At 35.6% G+C, this 25,386-nt stretch carries 17 protein-coding genes and 1 tRNA gene; 4 read left to right on the top strand and 14 right to left on the bottom strand.

All coding sequences use genetic code 11. The annotated features are described in order from the left end of the window. Window positions 1-556: 556 nt before the first annotated feature. Together ABWU72_RS03275 and ABWU72_RS03270 are read left to right on the top strand one after the other, a co-directional pair. Window positions 557-3,112, top strand: coding sequence for a hypothetical protein (locus tag ABWU72_RS03275; protein ID WP_353283870.1), 2,556 nt, complete (start codon window positions 557-559; stop codon window positions 3,110-3,112). Between the two features lie 150 nt (window positions 3,113-3,262). Beyond that, the gene (locus tag ABWU72_RS03270) at window positions 3,263-3,439 is read left to right on the top strand and encodes a hypothetical protein (RefSeq protein WP_179945710.1); all 177 of its coding nucleotides are present in this window, start codon (window positions 3,263-3,265) and stop codon (window positions 3,437-3,439) included. 301 nt (window positions 3,440-3,740) lie between these two features. Here the strand turns inward: ABWU72_RS03270 and purD are convergent, their stop codons facing one another. Next, a complete protein-coding gene (gene purD, locus ABWU72_RS03265; RefSeq protein WP_155968256.1) occupies window positions 3,741-5,012 on the bottom strand; it encodes a phosphoribosylamine--glycine ligase in 1,272 nt (423 codons plus the stop codon). Between the two features lie 34 nt (window positions 5,013-5,046). Next, complete coding sequence (serS, locus tag ABWU72_RS03260; protein WP_155968254.1) at window positions 5,047-6,324, bottom strand: serine--tRNA ligase; 1,278 nt, start codon at window positions 6,322-6,324, stop codon at window positions 5,047-5,049. 143 nt (window positions 6,325-6,467) lie between these two features. Here serS and ABWU72_RS03255 point away from each other — a divergent pair, with 143 nt between their 5' ends. Together ABWU72_RS03255 and dusB are read left to right on the top strand one after the other, a co-directional pair. Next, on the top strand, window positions 6,468-8,390 hold the full coding sequence (locus ABWU72_RS03255; protein ID WP_155968252.1) for a Ulp1 family isopeptidase: 1,923 nt from the start codon (window positions 6,468-6,470) through the stop codon (window positions 8,388-8,390). A gap of 5 nt (window positions 8,391-8,395) precedes the next feature. Continuing rightward, window positions 8,396-9,358 (top strand): tRNA dihydrouridine synthase DusB, encoded by a 963-nt coding sequence (gene dusB, locus ABWU72_RS03250; RefSeq protein WP_012673040.1) that lies wholly within the window; start codon window positions 8,396-8,398, stop codon window positions 9,356-9,358. Window positions 9,359-9,364: 6 nt separating this feature from the next. On the opposite strand, the gene ABWU72_RS03245 is transcribed toward dusB, so the two are convergent. The 12 genes from ABWU72_RS03245 to rpsL all read right to left on the bottom strand — a co-directional run bounded on the left by ABWU72_RS03245 (window position 9,365) and on the right by rpsL (window position 25,269). Beyond that, window positions 9,365-17,878: a DNA-directed RNA polymerase subunit beta/beta' gene (locus ABWU72_RS03245; protein WP_353283869.1), complete on the bottom strand. Its 8,514-nt coding sequence runs from the start codon at window positions 17,876-17,878 to the stop codon at window positions 9,365-9,367. 58 nt (window positions 17,879-17,936) lie between these two features. Further along, window positions 17,937-18,338 carry a 50S ribosomal protein L7/L12 gene (rplL, locus tag ABWU72_RS03240; protein ID WP_353283868.1) on the bottom strand — a complete coding sequence of 134 codons (402 nt, stop codon included), beginning with the start codon at window positions 18,336-18,338 and terminating at the stop codon, window positions 17,937-17,939. A 26-nt stretch (window positions 18,339-18,364) separates the two neighbouring features. Next, on the bottom strand, window positions 18,365-18,883 hold the full coding sequence (gene rplJ / locus ABWU72_RS03235) for a 50S ribosomal protein L10 (RefSeq protein WP_006279539.1): 519 nt from the start codon (window positions 18,881-18,883) through the stop codon (window positions 18,365-18,367). A 12-nt stretch (window positions 18,884-18,895) separates the two neighbouring features. Continuing rightward, window positions 18,896-19,549: a 50S ribosomal protein L1 gene (gene rplA, locus ABWU72_RS03230; RefSeq protein WP_065094732.1), complete on the bottom strand. Its 654-nt coding sequence runs from the start codon at window positions 19,547-19,549 to the stop codon at window positions 18,896-18,898. A gap of 4 nt (window positions 19,550-19,553) precedes the next feature. Further along, the gene (locus ABWU72_RS03225) at window positions 19,554-19,994 is read right to left on the bottom strand and encodes a 50S ribosomal protein L11 (protein ID WP_006279541.1); all 441 of its coding nucleotides are present in this window, start codon (window positions 19,992-19,994) and stop codon (window positions 19,554-19,556) included. Window positions 19,995-19,996: 2 nt separating this feature from the next. Then, window positions 19,997-20,833, bottom strand: coding sequence for a transcription termination/antitermination protein NusG (gene nusG, locus ABWU72_RS03220; RefSeq protein ID WP_353283867.1), 837 nt, complete (start codon window positions 20,831-20,833; stop codon window positions 19,997-19,999). Continuing rightward, a complete protein-coding gene (gene secE, locus ABWU72_RS03215) occupies window positions 20,823-21,032 on the bottom strand; it encodes a preprotein translocase subunit SecE (protein WP_006279543.1) in 210 nt (69 codons plus the stop codon). The genes nusG and secE overlap by 11 nt, the downstream gene beginning before the upstream one ends. A gap of 10 nt (window positions 21,033-21,042) precedes the next feature. After that, window positions 21,043-21,115 (bottom strand) — tRNA-Trp (locus tag ABWU72_RS03210). A 13-nt stretch (window positions 21,116-21,128) separates the two neighbouring features. Beyond that, window positions 21,129-22,301: an elongation factor Tu gene (tuf, locus tag ABWU72_RS03205; RefSeq protein WP_353283866.1), complete on the bottom strand. Its 1,173-nt coding sequence runs from the start codon at window positions 22,299-22,301 to the stop codon at window positions 21,129-21,131. Between the two features lie 11 nt (window positions 22,302-22,312). Next, window positions 22,313-24,388 carry an elongation factor G gene (gene fusA / locus ABWU72_RS03200; RefSeq protein ID WP_010962308.1) on the bottom strand — a complete coding sequence of 692 codons (2,076 nt, stop codon included), beginning with the start codon at window positions 24,386-24,388 and terminating at the stop codon, window positions 22,313-22,315. Window positions 24,389-24,409: 21 nt separating this feature from the next. Further along, window positions 24,410-24,889, bottom strand: a complete 480-nt coding sequence (gene rpsG / locus ABWU72_RS03195) for a 30S ribosomal protein S7 (protein WP_007549313.1) — start codon at window positions 24,887-24,889, stop codon at window positions 24,410-24,412. 5 nt (window positions 24,890-24,894) lie between these two features. Next, the gene (rpsL, locus tag ABWU72_RS03190; RefSeq protein ID WP_007549314.1) at window positions 24,895-25,269 is read right to left on the bottom strand and encodes a 30S ribosomal protein S12; all 375 of its coding nucleotides are present in this window, start codon (window positions 25,267-25,269) and stop codon (window positions 24,895-24,897) included. Window positions 25,270-25,386 lie beyond the last annotated feature (117 nt).

Genomic DNA, 25,386 nt, shown 5'->3' with positions numbered 1-25,386 from the left:
GACGAGCTTATCGTCATCCCGCCGCGAACCGTCATACCACTGCGAACCGTCATCCCGCCGCGGTATCTCTAGATCCCGCTAACAACTTACTATTACCCACAAATAAAAACATAATATTGTATTTACTCAAATAATTTAATTTTATTAACCTGAAAGCTTATTAGATTAAAATTATTAAACTAAGAGTTATAATTTTAGCAACTAAAAGCTGTAAATTGCACCATATAAACAGTTATTTCAAGCAAAAGTTATGCCATTAAGAGCTATGCAACAAACATTTATATTTGTGGGTAATAGTAAGCGCTAACAAGCAGCGGGATGACGGTTTTTCAAATTATCGTAAGTCAGTTTAGCTATAGCTACAAGTTTCATTCTTCCCTTACAAATAACTTTACTGCGTCCTTTTTTCGGATTCAGAATTAGCAAGAAACGTTCTTGTAAGGTGGTCTACTAAAATTTTGCTTTATAAAACAATGTCTGAACTATGCAATTAATACATTATCAACACAACTGATTCATAAAAGCAAATATTATAACCACGAAGAGAGAAAATGTTATGCTTAGTTTAATAAGAAAGATCTTGGGAAGAAAAATAACTTATCAGGCAAATGATTCGAAATTGAAAGAGAAAGATGAAAAAAGTATTTTAAAATTAGCATCAAAAATAGAAGGCAAAAAAAGTAGCATTGCTGAAGAACTAGAAAAAATATCTGAAAAGGAAAAACAAAGGATTCTTACTACGGAAGTAAGTAAACATCGGGGTAAAGAATCAACTTTTACACTACTTACTCATGCTATATTTTGCGAGAATAGTCAAGCTGTAAAGGATATTTTGCAACAAGCCGAATTAAGCAACCTTTTAAAGAGTGTTCTTAGTGCAAAAATAATTAGTGATGATTCATTAATTTACACACCACTTACTTATGCCATATTATGTAAAAATAGCAAAGCTATTGAAGAAATTTTAAAAGTCTCTAAAGGAAACGATATTCTGAAAGATATTCTTAACGCAACAACAACTATAAAATATCTAGATGGTCGGAGAGCAACTGTTACACCACTTGCTTGTGCTATACTATGTGGAGATAGTATAGCTATTGAAGAAATTTTAAAAGTCTCTAAGGAGAAAGATATTCTTAACACAACAGCAACTATAAAATATCCAGATAGCCAGAAAGTGACTTACACACCACTTACTTATGCTATGTTCTGGAAGGATAGCAAAGCTATTAAAGAAATTCTAGTAGCAGCTAAAGGGAACAGTACTCTTCTGAAAGATATTCTTAACACAACAACAACTATGAAATATCTAGACCGGGAAGTGACTTACACACCACTTGCTTATGTTATACTACGTAGAGATAGTATAGCTGTTGAGAAAGTGTTAAGAGTAGCTAAAGAAAACGGTATTCTGAGAGATATTCTTGACACAACAATAACTATAAAACATTTAGATAGCCGGGAAGTGACTTACACACCACTTGCTCATGCTATGTTCTGGGAGGATGGCAAAATTATTAAAGAAATTCTAGTAGCAGCTGAAGAGAACAGTATTCTGAAAGATATTCTTGACGCAACAACAACTATAAAATATCTAGATGGTCAAGAAGAAATTTACACACCGCTTACTTACGCCATATCATGTAAAAATAGCAAAACTATTGAAGAAATTTTAAAAGTCTCTAAAGAAAACGATATTCTGAAAGACATTCTTGACGCAACAACAACTATAAAATATCTAGATGGTCAGAAAGAAATTTACACACCGCTTACTTACGCTATATCATGTAAAAATAGCAAAACTATTGAAGAAATTTTAAAAATCTCTAAAGAAAACGGTATTCTGAAAGATATTCTTGATGCAACAACAACTATAAAATGTCCAGATGGTCATGAAGAAACTTGCGCACCGCTTACTTATGCTATACTACGTAAAGATAGTATAGCTGTTGAGAAAATGTTAAGAGTAGCTAAAGAAAACGATATTCTGAAAGACATTCTTGACGCAACAACAACTATAAAACATTCAGATAGCCGGGAAGTAACTTACACACTACTTGCTTATGCTATACTGCGTGAAAATAGTATAGCTATTGAAGAAATTTTAAAAATCTCTAAGGAGAACAGTATTCTGAAAGATATTCTTAACGCAACAATAACTATAAAATGTCCAGATGGTCGGAGAGTAACTGTTACACCACTTGCTTATGCTATACTACGTAAAGATAGTATGGCTGTTGAGAAAATGTTAAGAGTAGCTAAAGAAAACGGTATTCTGAAAGACATTCTTGACGCAACAACAACTATAAAATATCCAGATGGTCAGGAAGAAACTTGCACACCACTTGCTTATGCTATACTACGTAAAGATAGTATAGCTGTTGAGAAAATGTTAAGAGTAGCTAAAGAAAACGGTATTCTGAAAGACATTCTTAACACAACAATAACCATAAAACATAAAAATAATCAAAAAGTAACTGATAAGTTACTTGCCGCATTACATGATCGCAAAGTTATTCAAGAAATTTTAGACATAGCTAGAGAAAACGATATTCTGAAAGACATTCTTAATGCAACAATAACTATAAAATATCCAGATAGTGAAGAAAAAATCTACACACCACTTACTTATACAATATCATGTAAAAGCAACGAAGCTTTTAATACAACAAGAGCTATAAATCAAGATGGTCAGGAAAAAACTCACATCCCATTTCCTACCGTTTCCGTACTTGATGAAAGAGAAACTGAATTAAAATTAAAAGAAAAAAGACAAAGTAGAAGAGATGAGGGATTAAATTTTAACAATGGTAGTAGTGACAAAAATGTTGAAATAAAAGTTAATGGGGATATCTTGTTGCAGCATAGTAGTGGAACTAAAAATGAAATAAATCATACTGCTGTACGTAATGATGTAGGGGGGGTAAAGCTTCCTATAGAAAGTAGAACAAATGTTAAAGTACGGAATATAAGTGGATGCAAAGTAATGACTGTAGCTTCTATGGTGATTGAGTTGGTAGATAGTAAAGCGACATGTGTACTGTTAAAACCCACCACTAAATTGGAAGAAGTAGCTATAACATATTTTCAAGGTTTAACACTATATTTATGAAACTTAATTTATATGTGCTAAACAAGATGCTGATTAGTTTTATAGCTAACCCAAGAAAGGTTTCCCTACGTCATACCGCCGCGGTATCTCTAGATCCCGCTGCGGGATGACGATTGTCGTTTAGCCATAAATATTTAAGAAATTTACCAAATGAAAAAAAAGGCAAAAGAAGCCCTGGGGTTATTATCCGCTTTAAAATATTGGCGTTTTTTATGTTTTAAACGCTTGACAAGCGAGATTCAGCCGCTTTTAATTGCAACTAACTTACGCTGCAAATGTTTAAGAAATTTACTAAGCAGAAAAAAAGACAAAGAATCCCCGAGTTAGCTAGTCTTTTACTATCTCTGTCGAGTATTGGCATTTTTTGATGTCTTGTAACGCTTTATAAGCGCGTTCAGCTTATTTAGATAAAAATCTAGATGTAGATGAAGTTTTGTAAAGACATACAGTATCTATATACTGCAAAAAATTGAACATAAGACGCCGATACATTAAGTAATCCTTACCTTTTAATCTGCAGATTGGCGAAAGCAAATACAATAGCTTCAGTTTCATGATAAGGGGGCTGGCGGAGTTTGTCAAGGAAGTTTTTCGTTTCTGTGAACCACCTGCTAACCGACAGCTAACATTAACTACCGATATCGTATCTGAAGAAGCACCCTGGCCATTCTAAAAAATTTAATGCTGAGTACACCTTACTTTTGGCTTCCTCTATAGTGCTCCCTTCTGCTACTATATTTAGCACTCTTCCGCCATCGGAAACTAAGTTACCACTTTCATCGAATTTAGTACCAGCATGAAACACCAACACACCAGGAATGCTTTCAATCTTATCTAATCCTTTAATTACTTCTCCCTTTTGATAATCACCCGGATAGCCTTTACTTGCAACAACTACACAAACTGTAGATTTGTTGTTAAGTTCCACCATTTTGACATTTAACTTTCCTTCTGCAACTGACAACATCAATTTTAACAAATCGCAATTTGAATCAAATCTAGGTAATATAGATTGCGTTTCTGGATCACCGAATCTAACGTTATACTCGAGAAGTTTTGGGCTATCTTTGCAAATCATTAAACCAGCAAAGAGTACTCCTTTATAAGACGTACCCATGTTAACCAATGCTTGAGCTGTAGGGTATATTATTTTTTGGATAATTTTTTGCTCCATGTCCTTACTTATAATTGAAGGTGATGAGTACGACCCCATACCTCCAGTATTTTGGCTTTCATTACTTTCATCAACTCTCTTATAATCTTTTGCACACCCAAGAGTTACTACTTTCAACCCATCAATAAGAGCAAAAAAACTTACTTCTTCTCCAACTAAAAACTCTTCTATGATTATTTCTTCACCTGATTCACCAAATTTTTTCTCCACTAGCATTGAATTTATTGCTGAAAAAGCTTCGCTTTCTGTATTACATATAACCACCCCTTTTCCTGCTGCAATTCCATTTGCTTTCACTACAAGTGGAAACTTTATTTTATTGCTACGTACAAAATCTTTAGCTAACCCTTCATCAACAAAACACTCGTACTTGGCAGTTGGTATACCATATCGTTTACATAGTCCCTTGGTGAAAGACTTCGATCCCTCAAGTTTTGCAGTTGCTTGACTTGGAGCAAAAACATTTATTCCCTCTGCAACTAAATCATCAGCAAGCCCATCAATTATTGGTTGTTCTGGACCAATAACAACCAACTCTATATTTTCTCTCTTGCAAAATTGTGTAACATCCACTGAATTTTGAATATTTACATCCACAAGAGCCCCAAGATCTTTCATAGCTTGGCGACCAGGAGTTACATATAACTCAGTCAAGATAGGAGATTTTTTTAGAGCCCAAAGTAGAGCGTGCTCACGCCCACCAGAACCTATAACCAGAACCTTCATCTTTATTTCCTCGCTTTTCTATATGTCAAAATTATTATTTGCTTATAACAGTATCATTACTCATGTATTTTTGCAACACGTTTGGTATTGCAATCGACCCGTCAGAATTTTGATAATTCTCCATTATGGCAATAATCGTTCTTCCTATAGCTAAAGCTGAGCCGTTTAAAGTGTGAACATATTTTTTTATCTTTTTATCAGTTTCTGAAGAGTATTTAGCGTTCATCCTTCTTGCTTGAAATGCACCACAATTTGAGCAGCTTGATATTTCTCTATATTTATTTTGCCCAGGTAACCATACCTCTATGTCATAAGTCCTTTGTGCAGCAAAACCCATATCGCCACTGCAAAGCAGCATTACTCTGTATGGCAATTCTAATTTTTTTAATATCTCTTCAGCAACACTCGTCATACCCTCAAGCTCATCATTTGATTGGTCTTCAGTTGTGATGCTTACCAACTCCACTTTACCAAATTGGTGTTGCCTTATCATGCCCCTGGTATCGCGACCTGCACTACCTGCTTCTTTACGAAAGCACTCCGAATATGCAGTAAAGCGAATAGGCAGTTCTTTTTCTTCCATTATTTTGTCAGCAACTAAATTTGTTAAAAACACTTCACTTGTGGGAATCAACCTCAATTCGTCGGTAGTTAAATACGAATCGTCAGAAAATTTCGGTAGCTGACCAACATTATACATAGCTTCGTTTTTCACCAAAGCCGGGTGGTACACCTCAGTATAGCCAAATTCATTAACATGCATTTCAAGCATACAATTTATTAGCGCTCGTCCAAGCTTAGCTAACTGTCCTTTTAATATCGTAAATCTTGATCCGGAAATTCTCGCCGCTTGTTCGAAGTCTATTAAACCTAATTTTTCTCCGAGTTCATAATGAGATTCTGGTACAAAATCAAACTGTCTTTTTCCTCCATATCTTCTCACCTCTAAATTAGAGTTCTCATCTGCGCCTATTGGCACATCTTGCGCAGGAATATTCGGCAAGTTAGATAAAACATTCACTAACTTATCCTTTTCTGCTTGTTCTTTTAAGCTGATTGCCTCTATCTCATTTGTGATGCTTTTTGACAACTCTATTTGCTCTTCACAGGGGCTCTTGCTCATTTTAAGCTTTTTTATTTCCTCTGTGATTTCATTGCGCTGCCTATTCAAATCCTGCAGTTTAGTGGTTAATGATCTTTTCTCGTGATCGATTTCTAATATCTCTTCCGCAGTAGATTCTCTAATTCCCCTGCTTTTCATTGCCTTTTCAAATCCTTCAGGGTTTTTGCGTATATATTCTATATCGTGCATATATTGTGCTATTACTAACATTGTTACTGTACTCCAAAAGCTCTTAATATTCAATATATTCTCATACTACTAAAATTATTATGGTTGATTTTTTTGTTAGAATTTGTTAAAATTTAATTAACTTAGCGTTCATAGGGTGTAGTATGTTGGGTATTACAAAAAATAATCAGAAAGAGAGCACTGACTTTGCTGGTGAGGAATTCGTTATCTACGCTACTTGTGTATGCCTAGCAGCCACATTCGCTGCTGGCTGTTTAGGGGCGGTAATAGGATCCCCTCTATTGACCTTTCCACTTGCTATGCTCATCTCTAACCCCGTAGTTTGGGTTTTAATGGGAATAATTCTTACAGTAGCATACAAAATGGTTGTTGAACCTTTATTTTACTTAGCGAAGAACTATATTAATGGAAAAAGAGCTTCAAAGGGGGAAAAGAGTGAAGAAAAAGATACAGAACTACAAGATTTGCAAGGCAAGACTCCAGAAAAGCAAGCAAGACCGAAAACTCCTGATAGGGATAGTGGTATTTTTGACTGCAAAGAAAATAAGGATTCTTTTGTATATAAGACAAATAAAAAAGAAGATTATAAATTTTGGTTAAGTAATTTTGATATTGCAGAGATTGCAAAAAGTTACTATGGATGGATGCCATATCGTAAAAAAGGTCACAGGGAATTTTCCAAAGGAGTGTTCTTTTCTTGCCTCGATAATCTTACATCTTTTCTGGGGAACCGATTGCAAGAATATAAAGATAAAGTAAAAGGGGATAACAATTTAGTATTATCTTCAATTCTTAACTTAAATAACAATCATTGGGTAACATTGGTTATTTCTCATGATGAAAAGAGTAAAAAGTTTAGAGCATATTATTGCGATTCATTTGGTGAACCATTACCAGAAGAGGTATCAAGTGCGCTACAGAAAACTCTAGGAATAGACAATAGTAGTATTAGAAACTCAAAAGCTAAACAACAAGATGATAAGTATAATTGTGGAATATTTGCCTTAGAGAATGCTAAGAAAATTACAGATATGCTGAAAGCAGGCAAATCGTTTGATGAAATTGATGATCAGCTAAAATATGAACTTAGTTCAGAGCAATTAATAGAGAAGAGAAAAGAATTTGCAAAAGCGTTGAAAAAGGATGAACAAAGCAGGGCTGGCACGCCAAGCCCTGTATTAGGTAGTCCAGGAAATATAAGTCGTAAAGATAGCGGAGTAAGTTTAGATTCAGTAGAAAGTAAGCAAACAAAAATTGTTCAATATAATACTACAGGTGATGGCAACTGCTTTTTCCATGCGGTATTTGGTGATAATAGCTCTGGTCAATATAAAACTGAAAAAGCACAAGATATGAGAATGGAATGGCACAAATTTTTAAGTCAATTTAACTCTTTGAATGATCCAAGGATGCCTGAGTTATTGAAGGGACAGATGCAGAAAGTTTTTGGTGCATTCTTAGAAAATCCAAATCATTTGATTGGTATGTCGGACTCAATAAAAGATTTGGTTCAGCATACAAACAGACGGGTAGAGAAGATCAAAAAAAAGACTAATAAATTAATAAAAAAGTTATGTTGTCTTACAACATTAAAAGAAAATGAAGTTATAGGTGATTTAAGAAGCATTAGTGCTAGTAATCTCAATATTAGTGAAAGAAAATATGATAGAAATTATAATAGTGATACTGCAGCAAATTCTTTTCTCAATGGCAAATCCATTTATAGATCTTATCTAGAGGCAATCAGCAGCCAAAGTTACCATGTTTTCATAGAAGAAATTTCTATCTTAGCTTCGCTGGCTAATATTGAAATTGACGTCTACTATAAAAATAATGGTAATGATGTAAATACATTGTTTCTGCCAAATGCGGGAATGATAAATGAAGGTTATCAGCAGAACAACGAGCTATGGGGAAATAAAGAACAAGAAACGGTATACTTGGCACCTGGTCATTATGAGAGAGCTGAGATAGTAGAGGTAGAGCCTTCTCTTATGGAAAAAGTAAGTTCGGCTATACAAAGTGTTGTAACAGTATGTGTAAATGCGCTAGGTTTGAACACATAGAATATATGTCCCTACAAGTAGGAAATTTGACAATTGATTCTCCAGTTATTTTAGCTCCAATGTCTGGAGTGACTGATTATCCGTTTAGAAGTATTGTGAAGAAACTTGGTGCAAGTTTGTTAGTTTCAGAGATGATCGCAAGCAGAGCTATGATTATGCAAACTCGCCAGAGTTTGCAAAAAGCAAAAGTCGATGCATTAACTGCTGTGCAGCTTGCTGGGTGTGAGCCAGATGTTATGGCGGAGGCTGCAAAATTAAACGAGGACATGGGAGCAAAAATTATAGACATAAACTTTGGTTGCCCTGTTAAAAAAGTTGTAAACGGTTATGCAGGATCAGCGCTAATGCGTGATGAGAAAAAAGCCGCTGAGATAATTGAAGCTGTGGTCAAAGCAGTGAATATGCCAGTTACGGTGAAAATGCGCACTGGATGGAACGATGAAAATCGCAATGCCCCGAGACTTGCGAAAATTGCCGAAGACTTAGGAGCAAAAATGATCACTGTGCATGGAAGAACAAGAGCGCAGCTTTATAATGGTCAAGCAGATTGGAAATTCGTTAGAAATGTTAAAGAGCAAGTGAAAATTCCAGTTATAGTAAATGGCGATATTAAAAATTTAAATGATATTCAGAATGCTCTCAAAGAATCTGGAGCAGACGGAGTGATGATAGGTCGTGGTGCCTACGGTAAACCTTGGCTGATTAATCAAGCAATGAACTTTCTCAGTGGAAGTGAAACTTCTGAGCCAACAGCTTCAGAGAGATTAAGCATCATACTCGAGCATTACGACAATATTCTTGAGTACTATGGAAATGACACAGGAATAAAGATGGCCCGCAAACACATAGGTTGGTACAGTAGCGGGCTTCAAGGCTCATCTGAATTTCGTGTGAGAGTAAATAACATGACAGATAGCACAGAAGTGAAAGAAAATATTATTGGCTTTTTTGGTCAAGAGACACACTAGCTGTACTCAATTCGACTGATCGTATGCCACTACGCTCTCTTCCTCACCAGAGTGTAAATGACAACCATTATCCATCAACCATTCCTCGTCATAAGTTTCAATATCAAAATATTTTTCATATTTATCCACATTATCACAAAGTGAAAGTGCTCTGATCTTATTCATAATCAAACCTGTACCAGCAGGAATTAATCTTCCTACTATAACATTTTCTTTTAATCCACTTAAAGGATCACTCTTCCCGCAGAATGCTGCTTCTGTAAGTACTTTTGTTGTCTCTTGGAAAGAGGCAGCAGAAATAAAGGAGCTAGTTTCAAGACTTGCCCTAGTAATCCCCTGCAGAATAGGAAGATAATGAGTAGACCGTTTGCCAGAGTTACTCATAGCATCATTTTCCCTATCAACTTCCAGCTTGTCAATGCTTTCGCCAACCAAGTACATAGTATCACCAGGATCAGTAATTTCCACTTTTTGTAGCATTTGTTTTAAGATCACCTCTAAATGCTTATTGTCTATACGAACACCCTGCAATCTATAAACTTGCTGTATTTCAGAAATCATATAGTGCGCTAAAGCTTCTAACCCAAGCACACGTAAAATATCATGGAGATCAGGGTCACCATCCATCAATAGATCACCTTTACGTACAAAATCACCTTCATTGACTATTACATGCTTACTTCTTGATACCAAATATTCAACTGGAGAAATTTGTTCATCTACAGGTTTAATTAATATACTGCGTTTTCCTCTACGGTCTTTTTCAGAAAACGCTACATAGCCATCTATCTCACTAACAATAGCATGCTCTTTAGGACGACGTGCTTCAAATAACTCTATAACCCTCGGTAAACCACCAGTAATATCACGAGTTTTAACTGACTCTCTTGGTGTTCTTGTAATAACATCACCTGCATGAACCTTCTGGCCATCTTGTACATTGAGCACTGCACCGATTGGTATAAAATAACATGCTTCAACGCCACTTGCGAGTGTCATTACTTTACCATTATCGTCAAGCAGCACAATACGAGGACGTAAATTAGCTCCACCAGAATGCAATTTCCAGTCTTTTACTACTTTGCTTGATATTCCTGTAGATTCATCCATCACTTCAGTGATCGAAATTCCATCTTTTAAGTCCTGATAAGACACTGTACCAGTCTTCTCCGTGATAATAGGCAATGTATAAGGATCCCATTCCGCAACTTTATCGCCAATTTTTACTGACCCACTCTCATCTACATAAAGCTTAGCGCCGTAAGGTACACTGTGCTTCAACTTCTCACTACCAAGGCTATCAATCAACACGACTTCACAGGAACGGCTTATCACAATTTTATTTCCGTTTCTATCTATAATTATATTACTATTGTTTAACTTTATTTTAGCATTAATAGAAGCTATAATATTCGAGGATTCAACGCCTCTAGTCATTACTCCACCTATATGAAAAGTACGCATCGTTAACTGAGTACCTGGCTCTCCAACAGATTGAGCAGCTATAACACCAACTGCTTCACCTACTGAAACAATTTTACCAGTTGCAAGGTCTCTTCCATAACATAAAGAACATACACCAGGACTTATTTCACAAGTTAAAGGCGATCTAATTTTTACAACATCAAGACCTGCAATGCTGATTTGCTTTACTTTATCCTCATCAATTAATTCCCCTGCTTTTACTAATAATTCTTTTGTCACTGGGTTATATATATCATTTGCAGCTGTTCTACCCAGCACAACACTCTCTAGAGATGCAACTATAGTACTTCCTTCAACTGTAGCTCTCACAACAAGACCATTTTTTGTTTTACAGTCATGCTTTGTAACTATGCAATTTTGAGATACATCAACTAAACGACGAGTTAAGTATCCAGAGTTTGCAGTTTTAAGTGCAGTGTCAGCTAAACCTTTACGCGCACCGTGAGTAGAATTAAAGTATTCAAATACGTTCAATCCTTCACGGAAATTAGAAATTATAGGTGTTTCTATAATCTCACCAGAAGGTTTGGTCATGAGCCCTCGCATTCCTGCTAGCTGTTTCATCTGTGAAGTAGAACCCCTTGCACCAGAGTTAACCATCATATACACTGAGTTGTACTTACTATTTCCATCATATATAGATATTGCTTTTAACATATCATTAGCTATCATATCCGTACACTTAGACCATTCATCTATAACCTTGTTATACCTCTCACTTCTAGTTATTAGCCCATCTTGATATTGCATAGAGAATTTCTTAATTTCACCCCTCGCGTGATCAACATGTGTAGCTTTAGTTTCAGGTATAACCATATCACAACGACCAAAAGAGACACCAGAAAATGTGGCATACTCAAAGCCAAGTACCATTAATTTATCAGAAAATGCCACTGTAGCACTTTGACCACAGTTACGATATACCAAATCAACTATACCAGTTATTTCCTTGACTGTTAATATCTGATTTATTAGATCGAAGCCTAGATTCTCATGCTTAGGAAAAATTTGCCATAATATTAAACGGCCAGGAGTTGTACAAACAGTTTTATAGTGAGTTTCACCGCTGCTATTAATATACTCCATCCTATACTTTATACTAGAATGAATATGTAAAGTACCATCACTCAAGGAATGCTCAACTTCACAAAAAGCACCAAAAGATGGTAAATTATCTTCCTTAGGTTCTTGTAAAGTCAGATAATATATACCAAGTACTATATCTTTACTAGGAACTATAATCGGTCTGCCATTAGAAGGACTTAAAACGTTATTAGTGGACATCATCAACACCCTAGCTTCAAGCTGAGCTTCCAATGAAATTGGCACATGCACTGCCATTTGATCACCATCAAAATCAGCATTAAACGCCGTACAGACAAGCGGATGAAGCTGTATTGCTTTGCCTTCAATAAGGATTGGCTCAAAAGCCTGAATACCAAGTCTATGTAGCGTAGGCGCTCTATTCAACAAAACAGGATGCTCTTTTATTACCTCTTCAAGCATATCCCAAACTTCTGGTTTTTCTGCTCTTATCAACTTACTAGCAAACTTAATAGTTGGAGCCATACCATACATCTTAAGCTTTGAGTAAACAAAAGGTTTGAATAGTTCAAGAGCCATTCTTTTTGGTAATCCACACTGATTTAGTTTCAAAGTTGGACCAACAACTATTACAGAACGTCCAGAGTAGTCTACCCTTTTTCCTAAGAGGTTCTGGCGAAAACGACCCTGTTTTCCTTTTAACATATCACTAATGGACTTTTTATATCCAACAGCACCAGCTTTATTTACCAAAGTATTACGACGACTATTATCAAAAAGAGAATCAACTGCTTCTTGTAACATCCTTTTTTCATTACGAATCATAATCTCAGGAGGATTTAAGCTCAACAATTTCCTCAACCTGTTATTTCTATTAATAATAGTCCTATAATGATGATTCAGATCAGAAACTGCAGGACGACCACTCTCAAGCGATACCAAAGGACGCAAATCAGGTGGTAAAATAGGTATAGTTGTAAGTATCATCCACTCAGGCCTATTTCCAGATTTAATGAAGTTTTCAACAATACGCAATCTCTTTATAATTTTCTTTCTTCTTATCTCAGAAGCAACAGATTCTAATTCTAGTCTTAAATCCTTCCTAATTTCATGTAAATCAAGGCGCGTTAGCAACTCTCTTATAGCTTCAACACCTTGCATAGCTACAAAACTATCGATCCCATAGCTATCTTTAGCTTCATTATAAGCTTTTTCACTAATAATCTCACCTTTTTCAAAAGGCGAAACAAGAGGATCTATTACGATATAATTATCGCTATATAAAATATTCTCAATATCTCTGAGAGACATATCCAATAATGCTCCAATTCTTGAAGGAAGCGATTTCAAAAACCATATATGAGCAACAGGAGATGCAAGCTCTATATGACCCATCCTTTCTCTTCTTACTTTAGAAGATGTAACTTCTACTCCGCATTTTTCGCATATGCGACCTCTGTGTCTTCTTTTTTTGTATTTTCCACATAAACATTCATCGTCATTGACAGGGCCAAAAACCTTAGGGCAAAATAATCCACCTTTCTCAACTTTGAACGTACGATAATTTGCAGTTGAAACATCTTCTATCTCACCACAAGATATACGCTTAATACTTTCAGGGCTAGCAATCGATATGCTAACCTCATTAAAAGGTTGTGCAATGTTAGTGTGAGATATATCTTCAATCACTACATCATTTTGCTTTAAATCTACATTTAAACATAAAGAACGTAGTTCTTTTATCATCACATTAAAGGATTCAGGAATTCCACATTCAAAATTACTGTCACCTTTTATTATCGATTCATAAATCTTAACTCTACCATTAATATCATCAGACTTCACAGTTAACATTTCCTGCAAAGTATAAGCAGCACCATAGGCTTGTAATGCCCAACATTCCATTTCACCAAAACGCTGACCACCAAAATGAGATTTTCCTCCAAGAGGTTGTTGAGTAACCAAACTATAAGGCCCTACTGAACGCGCATGAATTTTACCATCAACCAAGTGGTGCAACTTAAGCATGTACATGTAACCAACTGTAACCTTGCGGTCGAATTTTTCACCACTGCAACCGTCATATAATACAGCTTGTCCAGAGTTATCTAAACCAGCAAGTTCAAATAATTTTGCTATTTGTTCATCTTTTGGACCCTCAAATACAGGTGCAGCAACAGGAACGCCATCACGTAATTTGCGTGCAAATTCAATGAGATTATTATCACTAATATTACGAATATCATTACAGATAGATACGTTACTGCCATAGCTATAAACCTCAATCAGGAAGTTACGTAAATTGCTGTATGAACTTTTACAAGAGTTCAAATAGTTCTCTACTAACTCATTCAACTCGTCATTTAGTGCATTCTTATTAGGTGTATTTAAAACAGAAGCCGTTATTTCATCATCATCAATATTTTCAATTTTTTTATTATCAAGGTATGCTACTGCAAATTGTGTAAAATTATCATCGTTAAGGGACCTAATTCCCTTGCAAAAAGCACTTTTGATCTTATTGATCTCATCGAGAATATTACTTACCTTTTCCCCTAATTTTCTACAAGCCCAACCTACATGCGTTTCCAGTATTTGCCCTACATTCATTCGTGAAGGAACACCAAGAGGGTTAAGAATAATATCAACAGGAGTACCATCTTCCAAATAAGGCATATCTTCCACTGGCACAACTCGAGAAATCACACCTTTATTTCCATGTCTACCAGCCATTTTATCCCCTGGTTGCAGACTATGTTTCACAGCAATGAAAACTTTTACTGACATCGACACACCTTGAGGCAGGTCATAACCTTCATGTAATTTTTCTACTTTTCGCTTAAACTGTGCTATTGCATGTGATACTTTTTCATCAAAATCTTTTTTTAAGCTCTTAACTTGCTCAGAAATGGATTGGTTTTTTAATCCTATACCCCACCATTGCTCACGTTCAATAGAGTCAAATTTTTCTCGATCTTGAGAACCAGAATTAATAAGAAGTTTCTTCAGTTCATCATAGAAATATTCACTAGTAACATTGATTATATAATCTCGCTCTTCCTCAAAGTCATTTATCTCTTTTTGTTTGATGAGTAATGCCCTTTCATTTTCTTCAATCCCCCTGCGTGTAAAGACTTGTACATCAATTACTGTCCCTTCAACATCTGGAGATGTATATAAAGAGGAATCCGCACAATCGAATGACTTTTCACCAAAAATTGTCATTAATAACTTCGTTTCAGGAGGCAATGAAAGAGAAGGTTTAGGTGTAACTTTACCTACCAAAATATAGCCTGGACCAACTCTTGTACCAATTTTCACTATACCACTATCATCCAAGTGATATAGATTTTCTTCATTAACACCAGGTATAGCACGAGTTATTTTTTCTGATCCTAAAGGGGTATCATGTACAACACAGTCAAATTCTTCTATATGAATAGAAGTAAAGAGATCTTTTTTAACAACTTCACTAGAAATAATAATAGAGTCTTCAAAATTATAACCTTGCCAAGACATAAAAGCGACTAGCAAATTTTTACCAAGCGCCAACTCACCACTGTTAATTGCAGGACCATCAGCTATTACATCACCCTTTTTAACATAATCACCTACGCACACTAGCGGTCTTTGATTAATACAAGTATTATGGTTAGAACGCTGAAATTTCCTTAGATGATAAATATCTACGTCCAAGTAGTTAACCCTTTCTTTATCAAAAGCACGTATAACTATAGAGTTACTATCAGAACTATCAACTATGCCATCGCGTTTTGCTAAAACTACAGCACCAGAGCCAGAAGCTACAAAAGACTCCATACCAGTAGCAACCAGAGGAGCGGTAGGCTTCAATAAAGGTACGGCCTGACGTTGCATATTTGAGCCCATTAATGCTCTATTAGCATCATCATTTTCTAAAAATGGAATCAAGGAAGCTGCAACTGATATTACCTGCTTAGGAGATACGTCAATGTAACTAACTTGGTCGCTACTTACCATGACGAAGCTACCAGCATATCTACAGTATAGCATGTCATCAACAAAGCAATTATTTTCATCAAGCTTTACGCTAGTGTCAGCTATATGATGTGAGCCTTCGTCTATAGCAGAAAGATACTCAATTTGATCAGTAACAACCCTATTGACTACTTTTCTATAAGGGCTTTCAATGAAACCATATTTATTAATACGCGCGTATATAGCTAAGCTGTTGATTAACCCTATATTTTGCCCTTCAGGAGTCTCAATAGGGCAAATTCTTCCATAATGAGTTGGATGAACATCACGCACCTCAAATCCTGCCCGTTCTCTTGTTAAACCGCCAGGACCTAACGCGGATAACCTTCTTTTATGTGTTATTTCAGATAACGGATTAGTCTGATCCATAAATTGAGATAATTGAGAAGAATTGAAGAAATCTCTTAAGACATTAGTTAACACTTTTGGATTAATAAAATCAGATGGAGAAACTTTATCTAAACTAGAAGTGGACATAGAATCAACTATTGCGCGTTCCAATTTCAACAACCCAGTTCTAAATTGATTTTCTATAAACTCTCCAACTGATCTTACTCTTCTGTTTCCTAAATGATCAATATCATCTACAGATCCTTGACCGTCACGTAACAATACTATTTTTTTCACAATTTCAATAATATCTTCATGCGTTAAAACAGTTAAATCCTCATCATAATTTAATCCAAGGTAAGAGTTAAGCTTCAACCTACCAATGTTAGACAAATCATAATATTCCGGACTGAAGAAAAGATTACGGAAAAACTCTTCTACTATCTCTAAAACAGGAACTTCACCAGGACGCAAAACTCTATATATTTCATATAGTGCATCCTGATAAGACATGTTTTCATCTAAGAAAAGCGTATTTAATATATAAGGTCCAACAAACAAATTATCTATGTTCAACACTGATATTTCATCTACAGATAATAACTCAAGCTTCTTTATGTCTTCCAGCTTTATAGATTTACCAGCAGATAAAATTTTCGTAGAGCTAGCACTATCCATTAAATCTTCTGCGAGGAATAAACCACATATAGAATTAAAAGGAACCAGATACTCTTTCAATTCATTATCATATAGCTTTTTAGCTAGTCTTGAGGTAATACGAACGTTAGCTTTAAGCAGCACATTACCTTCAATATCCATTAAGTCGAAAGGCAGCCTCACTCCTTTAAATTTATCAGGAACAAAAGGCACTTTCCAACCATCTTTATGTTTTACATACTTTATTTTCTCATAAAATCTATCGAGTATATCATTATTTGATAGACCCAACGCCTTTAATAAAACTGAAATTGGCAATTTTCTTTTTCTATCAACACGAAAATACAAATGGTCTTTAACATCAAATTCAATATCAAGCCAAGAACCCCTATAAGGAATAATTCTAGCAGAATAGATCAATTTACCAGAATTGTAAGTTTTTCCCTTATCGCTATCAAAAAATACACCAGGAGACCTATGCATTTGTGAGACGATAACTTTTTCCACACCATTAATGATGAAAGTGCCCTTATCAGTCATCATAGGCAACCCACAAAAGTGGACTTTCTGCTCTTCTATAGATTTTACAACGGTTGCAAGTTTAGAATGATCTCCACTCTCTTTAATCGATTTATATTCATCAAGAGAAATACCATCCTGCATAACAACAAGACGTATAGAAGCAATAACCTGAGCAGAAAAAGTTACACCACGCTTTATACACTCAGATTCATCATACTTAGGATCATCTACCCTACAACTTATAAACTCAATAGTAGCCCTACGCAAAGGATCATTTATTGGAAAGATTGTATGAAAGATAACTTCAAGTCTTTCATTACCCTTATTCTTAGGAGTAAAAGAATCATATGATTCTTTTTGAACCTTAACCAAATCCAATAAAGAATCTTTTAAATCAATCGACCTAGAATAAGAAACTCTAGGAACAAAAGCACCAGAAGCGTACATATAAGAAGAATCAACCATTAAAATACCCCAAACTAATTAAAAGAGCTATATCAATATAAAATTAATACATTAAATATTATTCAAGCTCCACTTTAGTTGCTCCTGCTTCAATAAGTTTTTGCTTGATTTTTTCTGCTTCGTCTTTAGGAACATTAGCAGTCAAATCTTTAGGTAAAGATTCAACCAACTCTTTTGCTTCTTTTAAACCAAATGTAGAATTAACCTCTCTCACAGCTTTAATAACTCCTATTTTTTTACTCGCATCAATTTCTTTAATCACAACTTTATACTCAGCTTTTTCTTGAGCAGCAGGAGCAGCAGCATTATCACCAATAAGCGCCCCAGCACCAACAGCTCCACCAAGAAAAGAACCAGCAGGCAACCCTATTTTCTCTTCTAAAACTTTTACAAGTTCAGAAGCCTCTAATAGGTTTAAAGATAATATTTTATCAACCAAATCACTTGTTACATTACTCATAATTACCACCTTACTTAACAACAAATTTATTTTTTAGAACTATAATAATCCAAAACTCTCATAAGCCTCATAGAAGATGAATTAATAGACAACGCTAACCGAGCAGGAATATCATAAGATATTAAACGCATAATTTTAACACGCAATTCATCCAGAGAAGGCAACTTAGCCAGTTTATTAACATCTTCCACTGTTAACAATTCATTTAAATGAGCTGCGCAAATCACAGACATTTTTTCTTTGTTAGCATTAGTAAAATCAACTATTAATTTTGCAGCTTCTACTATGCCACTAGAGTATATAATAGCAACAGGACCGGAAAATTTGCCTGATAAATAAGAGAATTTACCAGTCCTTTCCAAAGCCAAGCGTGCTAGAGTGTTTTTAACTACTAATACCCCACCTGCTATAGACTTCAGACTATTCCTCAGAGTTAATGAATCATTAGCATTTATAGATTTAAAATTTACTAATATCAAGAAATCATTATTTACAAATACGTTTATTGTGCTCTGTATAAATTCATCCTTATCTTTACGCTTCACGGTATCACTCCCTTAAATTATATCTTCCACTTTGCCTATCTTATAAGCTTTACCCATAGTTGAATTTAAAAAAACACCCTTAAAGTAAATTCCTTTCGCAGAAATAGGTTTATTATCTTTAATTACTTTAAGAAAGGCTTTTAAATTTTCTAGCAAGTCATCAATATCAAATTTAATATTTCCTAATTTACCATGAATAACACCATTTTTATCTGTTCTAAATTTTACCTGACCAGACTTAATGGTTTTAATAGCTTCTGCAATGTTAGAAGTCACAGTACCAAATTTAGGGTTAGGCATCAGCCCTTTAGCACCCAATACTTTTGCAATAGGAGTGATTTTTGCCATAAAATCAGGAGTAGTAATGCACCAATCAACATCTAACTTTCTACCTTTTTTTATTTCTTCAACTAAATCCTCTCCTCCTGCAATATCAGCACCAGCTTTTTCAGCTTCTAATAAATGTTTATCTTGAGCGAAAACAGCTACTTTAATATTCTTCCCGATACCTTTAGGCAAAACTACTGTACCACGCACCTGCTCTTCAGATTTACGTGAATCTACGCCTAAATTGACCGCAATATCAACTGATTCATTAAATTTTGCTGAAGCAGACTCAACAATCTTCTTCAAACACTGCTTAGGATTATCATTATATGTATTCATTTACCTAACCTTCCACAACTTCTATACCCATAGATTTTGCAGTGCCTACAACCATTTTCACTGCTGAATCTTCATTATCCACTTTCATATCAACCATCTTGCACTTTGCTACTTTAATTATAGCAGACATAGGTAATTTAGCCACTAATTCTTTACCAGGATTACCAGAACTTTTACTTAATTTAGCCTCCTGCTTAAGTAAATAAGCCACAGGCGGACCGCTGACAGTAAAATCATGAGAGCGATCATCCTTTATGGAAATTCGCACTGTTACTAAATCGCCTACTTTATAATTAGCGTTAGCAGCACTAGTAACTTTATTAAAAGCTTCACAAAACTTAGGAACAGGTATACCACGTGGACCAAGTACTGAAGCAATTTTCGGTCCTGGAACTGCTTTCCCAGCTTCCATAAGTAAGTTAATCTTAGCAACTATAACACTCATAATTAATCCTCTATTTTCTCTACTTGAGCCAGATCAAGCTCTATTATTGTCGGCTTACCTAAAATCGATACTTCCACATTAATAATTTTTTTCTCATCGTTTACCATATTTACCTTACCAGTAAAATTTTGAAAAAGACCATCATTAATTTTCACTTTTTCACCTTTTTCATAACCATAACCTAACTTCTTTGTCTCTTGAGCATTATAAAGTGCATTACACATTGAGTGAATCTCATCATCCAAAATCACCTTTGGAATATTACCGTTTTTCAAAAATCCATAAACCTTAAGAGATTTTGGTATATTATTGATAAAATTCAATACTTCATCGCATAAATTCACGTATAAAAAGACATAACCAGGAAAGCATTTCCTTCGTGTAGCAATTTTCTTAGATTTCAACTCTACTTCACTTAGCTCTTCATATGGAATAAAAACTTCCTTAAAGTAATCATTAACACCCAATCTCATAGAATTTTCCAATATATGTTGGCGCACTTTCTCTTCACAATTGGAAGCAACTCTCAAGATATACCATTTATATCTATTAAATTCTTTAAACTTTAAACTTATCTCATCATCTGAAATCATCTCAAAATCACCAGATTCGCCACTGCAGAATCCTGGCGTTTGATTCAAAATATTTTTGCTTTCATCACACAGATGCATATATACATACACTTCACATAATTCTTTTATATCAGACTTTGAATTACATACCGTTTGATAAGGAATAAACACTTCCTTAAAATAAACAGCATTACTTACCAATTCGCGTATGTTTTGCTCATATCCATAATCAACTTTAATGATATACCATTTATATTCACATTCCATAAATAATTCCAAATAAAGCCTTAATTACGTAAAGAGACATAAAATCCACAAAACAGAAGAAAATCGAAAAGCATAATATAACAATCATTACAACAAATAGAGATGACAACACCTCCTGTTTCTTTACCCAAGCAATTCTTCGTATTTCTTGCTTTATATCACAGAAAAAACCACACAAACTTTTTAACATTTCCACCACAACATTAATGCAGGAGCGATAGGAATTGAACCTACAACCTCTGGTTTTGGAGACCAGCGCTCTACCAATTGAGCTACACTCCTATAACTCAAACTCTCACTCCAAAATTTCAGAAACAACACCAGAACCAACAGTTCTACCGCCTTCTCTTATCGCAAAACGCAATCCCTTATCCATTGCTATCGGTACTTGCAATTCTACTTCTACACTCACATTATCTCCTGGCATTACCATCTCCTTCCCATCTAGCAATTTTATGCTCCCAGTTACATCCGTTGTCCTTAAATAAAACTGTGGCTGGTAATTCGCAAAAAATGGTGTATGCCTTCCTCCTTCCTCTTTCTTTAATATATAAACCTCCGCCTTAAACTTTCTATGCGGCGTTATCGTCCCCGGTTTTGCCAATACTTGCCCTCTCTCTACTTCTTCTCTTTTTGTTCCTCTTAACAATATTCCTACATTGAGTCCTGCACTTCCCTTATCCAGCAACTTCTTAAACATTTCTACACCTGTGCATATCGTCTTTTGCGTCGCTTTCAGACCTATTATCTCTATCTCTTCTCCCGTCTTTATCTCTCCCTTCTCTATTCTTCCTGTTACCACTGTTCCTCGCCCCGATATCGAAAATACATCTTCGATTGGCAATAAAAATGGTAAATCCACAGGCCTTGGTGGAACCGCTACATATTCATCTAACTTTTCCATCAATTTATCTATTGATTTCTTTCCATATTCGCTGCTGTCATCCTCCAGCGCCTTGAGCGCTGAACCAACCACCACAGGCACTTCATCCCCTGGAAATCCGTATTTACTCAGTAATTCCCTCACTTCCATTTCTACTAAATCTATCATATCAGCATCAGCAACATCAACTTTATTTATATACACCACGATATATCCAACACCTACCTGCTTCGCCAGCAATATATGCTCTCTCGTTTGTGGCATTGGCCCATCAACCCCCGACACTACCAATATCGCCGCATCCATCTGTGCTGCACCTACTATCATGTTCTTTACATAGTCAGCGTGTCCAGGACAATCAACGTGTGCATAATGCCTTTTTTCCGTCTGATACTCAACATGCGCTGTTGCTATCGTTATCCCCCTCTTCCTTTCTTCTGGCGCCTTATCTATCTGATCATACGCTACAAAATTTCCATAATGCTTTGTTATCGCTGCTGTTAACGTTGTCTTCCCATGATCCACATGTCCTATTGTTCCCACATTTACATGTGGCTTTCCAAATGCTTCCACTACTGCTGTCATAATTATTACCCTTAATTATACTCTAACTTTAACTCATCAACCACATATTGTGGCACTTGCTCATAACAAGAAAAATGCATACTATACTGCGCCCTTCCCTGAGACATAGAACGCAAAACGTTGATATAACCAAACATATTTGCAAGAGGTACCGAAGCAGTAATTATTTTACTATTATTACCTAAATCGAGCATATCAGCAACATTTCCTCTTCTACTATTTATATCACCCATAACATCACCCATATATTCTTCAGGAGTAATGATTTCAACTTTCATTATAGGCTCCAGCATTTTTGGACCAGCTTTATTTGCCATCTCTTTAAAAGCACCTTTAGCAGCAAGTTCAAAAGCTAAAGGACTAGAATCAACCTCATGAAAAGCACCATCAAGAAGGGTAGCCTTAAAATCAATCAACGGAAATCCCGAAATTATACCACCTTCTTTTATCAACTCCAAGCCATTTTCTACCCCAGGAATATACTCTTTTGGAATAGCACCACCTACAATTTTACTTTCAAATTGAAACCCAGAACCAGGCTCAAGAGGTTCAAATTTTATTTTAACCTTAGCAAACTGACCAGCTCCACCAGATTGTTTTTTATGAGTGTAATCAATTTCAACAGATTTAGTGATAGTTTCACGATATGCAACCTGAGGAGCACCGACGTTAGCCTCAACGTTAAATTCGCGCTTCATTCTATCAACAATAATCTCAAGATGGAGCTCACCCATGCCTTTCAATATAGTCTGGCCACTTTCCGCATTTACTGACATTCTCAAAGAAGGATCTTCTGCAACCAACCTATTTAGAGCAATACCTAATTTTTCCTGATCTGAAGTGGTTTTAGGTTCCACAGCAATTTCAATAACAGGCTCAGGAAATTCCATACGCTCCAATAATATAGGAAAATCAACAGAACATAAAGTATCTCCGGTGGTTGTTTTCTTTAGCCCAACTAAAGCAACTATATCTCCAGCCCTAGCCTCAGTTATATCTTCTCGGTTATTTGCATGCATAAGTAACATTCTGCCAATCCCTTCAGTTTCGTTTTTTAACGCATTTGAAACGGTAGATTTAGACTTTAATTTACCAGAATAAATACGGATAAACGTCAAGCTGCCTACAAATTTATCCGTCATCACTTTAAATGCAAGAGCAACAAATTTCTCTTTTTCTGAAGGTTTGACCTCAATTTTCTTTTCTGAATCTTTAGGATCAATTCCAACAATTACATCAACATCAATAGGAGAAGGTAAAAAGTCAACCACACCATCTAAAAGTGGTTGTACGCCTTTATTTTTAAAAGCTGATCCACATAACACAGGAACAAATTTTCCTTTAATGGTCCCATTTCTCACGCATTTTTTCAGTAAATCCACTGGCAGATCATTAGACTCAAAGTAAGTATTCATCGCTTCATCATCCATCTCAGCTGCAGCATCTAATAAAAGATTTCGATATTCTTGAGCCTTATCAAGCAAATCAGAAGGAATATCTTCATAAGAAAATTTAGCGCCCAACGTTTCTTCTTGCCATATAATGGCTTTCATAGAAATAAGGTCAATTATACCTTTGAAATCTTTCTCACTCCCTATTGGTAAATGAATAACTAAAGGTGCTGCACCAAGCTTCGTCTTTATCATATCAACACATCGATAAAAATTTGCCCCTATTCTATCCATCTTATTAACAAAGCAGATACGAGGAACGCTATATTTATCAGCTTGACGCCACACTGTCTCAGATTGAGGTTCAACTCCAGCAACTCCATCAAATACAGCAACTGCACCATCCAAAACCCTTAAAGATCTCTCAACTTCAATAGTGAAATCAACGTGACCAGGAGTGTCTATTATATTGACCCTATGATCATTCCAAAAACATGTTGTTGCAGCAGATGTGATTGTAATACCACGCTCTTTTTCCTGCTCCATCCAATCCATAGAAGCTGCACCATCGTGCACTTCACCAATTCTATTTTGCTTACCAGTATAAAATAAAATACGCTCTGTTGTGGTAGTCTTACCAGCATCTATGTGAGCCATTATCCCTATATTTCTGTATTTAGATATTCCAATTTCCATATCACAATTAATTAGCTAACATTAAAAACGAAGATGAGAAAATGCCTTATTAGCTTCAGCCATTTTATATTTTTCTTCGCACATCTTAAACGCACCACCGCGTTTATTATAAGCATCCAGTATTTCAGATTGCAAACAATCAACAGTGGTTTTTCCACTCTTTTTTCGAGCAGCAGAAGTTGCTTTAGCAATCCACCTTAACGCTAAAGAAACCGCTCTATCTTGTCGAACTTCAACAGGTACTTGATAAGTTGCACCACCAATGCGTCGAGAACGCACTTCTATAGAAGGAGTAACATTTCCTACTGCTGTCTCAAAAATTGATAACCCACCTTCGCCTATTTTCTTTTCAGCTAAGGACAAAGCGTCATAGATAATCTTTTCTGCAGTAGATTTTTTACCACATTTCATGATTGTATTAATGAAACGCATCAGCAAAACACTGCCGTAACGCGAATCAGGACTTATTTCTCTTTTTTTTGCTTTATTCCGACGAGCCATAAACTTTAACCAGATTTCTTTACACCATATTTTGAACGAGCTTTCTTTCGATTTTGCACACCACGCAGATCAAGGGCACCTCTTATTATGTGATAACGCACACCTGGCAAATCTTTAACCCGCCCACCACGTATCAAAACAACAGAGTGTTCTTGTAAATTATGACCTTCACCAGGTATATAAGCCGTCACTTCACCATACCCACTAATTTTTACTCTGGCTACTTTACGGAGTGCTGAGTTAGGCTTTCTAGGAGTTGTAGTATACACCTTAGTGCAAACACCTCTCCTTTGAGGGTTGCTTTTTCCCAAAGCTGGTACCTTTTTCTTATGGGTCAATCCTAATCTACCCTTACGTATTAATTGATTTATCGTAGGCATATGTTATAAACTCAAGCTCATTAAAATAACTAAGTTTTTAGTTATAAAATAATAAACCTCAATAGTCAATATAAAAATAAACATTACTACTCTAATAATTAAGCTCAACTGCCTTGA

This window comes from Wolbachia endosymbiont (group A) of Lypha dubia (assembly GCF_964028575.1).
In the GTDB taxonomy this organism is placed as follows: Bacteria; Pseudomonadota; Alphaproteobacteria; order Rickettsiales; family Anaplasmataceae; genus Wolbachia; species Wolbachia pipientis.
This window is presented reverse-complemented; position numbering and strand designations above follow the sequence as displayed.

Excerpts from the sequence above, each read along its gene's own strand:
- ABWU72_RS03275 (WP_353283870.1), top strand. The coding sequence starts at position 557 with ATGCTTAGTTTAATAAGAAAGATCTTGGGAAGAAAAATAACTTATCAG.
- ABWU72_RS03270 (WP_179945710.1), top strand. The coding sequence starts at position 3,263 with ATGAAAAAAAAGGCAAAAGAAGCCCTGGGGTTATTATCCGCTTTAAAA.
- purD (WP_155968256.1), bottom strand. The coding sequence starts at position 5,012 with ATGAAGGTTCTGGTTATAGGTTCTGGTGGGCGTGAGCACGCTCTACTT.
- serS (WP_155968254.1), bottom strand. The coding sequence starts at position 6,324 with ATGCACGATATAGAATATATACGCAAAAACCCTGAAGGATTTGAAAAG.
- ABWU72_RS03255 (WP_155968252.1), top strand. The coding sequence starts at position 6,468 with ATGTTGGGTATTACAAAAAATAATCAGAAAGAGAGCACTGACTTTGCT.
- dusB (WP_012673040.1), top strand. The coding sequence starts at position 8,396 with ATGTCCCTACAAGTAGGAAATTTGACAATTGATTCTCCAGTTATTTTA.
- ABWU72_RS03245 (WP_353283869.1), bottom strand. The coding sequence starts at position 17,878 with ATGGTTGATTCTTCTTATATGTACGCTTCTGGTGCTTTTGTTCCTAGA.
- rplL (WP_353283868.1), bottom strand. The coding sequence starts at position 18,338 with ATGAGTAATGTAACAAGTGATTTGGTTGATAAAATATTATCTTTAAAC.
- rplA (WP_065094732.1), bottom strand. The coding sequence starts at position 19,549 with ATGAATACATATAATGATAATCCTAAGCAGTGTTTGAAGAAGATTGTT.
- ABWU72_RS03225 (WP_006279541.1), bottom strand. The coding sequence starts at position 19,994 with ATGAGTGTTATAGTTGCTAAGATTAACTTACTTATGGAAGCTGGGAAA.
- nusG (WP_353283867.1), bottom strand. The coding sequence starts at position 20,833 with ATGGAATGTGAATATAAATGGTATATCATTAAAGTTGATTATGGATAT.
- tuf (WP_353283866.1), bottom strand. The coding sequence starts at position 22,301 with ATGACAGCAGTAGTGGAAGCATTTGGAAAGCCACATGTAAATGTGGGA.
- fusA (WP_010962308.1), bottom strand. The coding sequence starts at position 24,388 with ATGGAAATTGGAATATCTAAATACAGAAATATAGGGATAATGGCTCAC.
- rpsG (WP_007549313.1), bottom strand. The coding sequence starts at position 24,889 with ATGGCTCGTCGGAATAAAGCAAAAAAAAGAGAAATAAGTCCTGATTCG.
- rpsL (WP_007549314.1), bottom strand. The coding sequence starts at position 25,269 with ATGCCTACGATAAATCAATTAATACGTAAGGGTAGATTAGGATTGACC.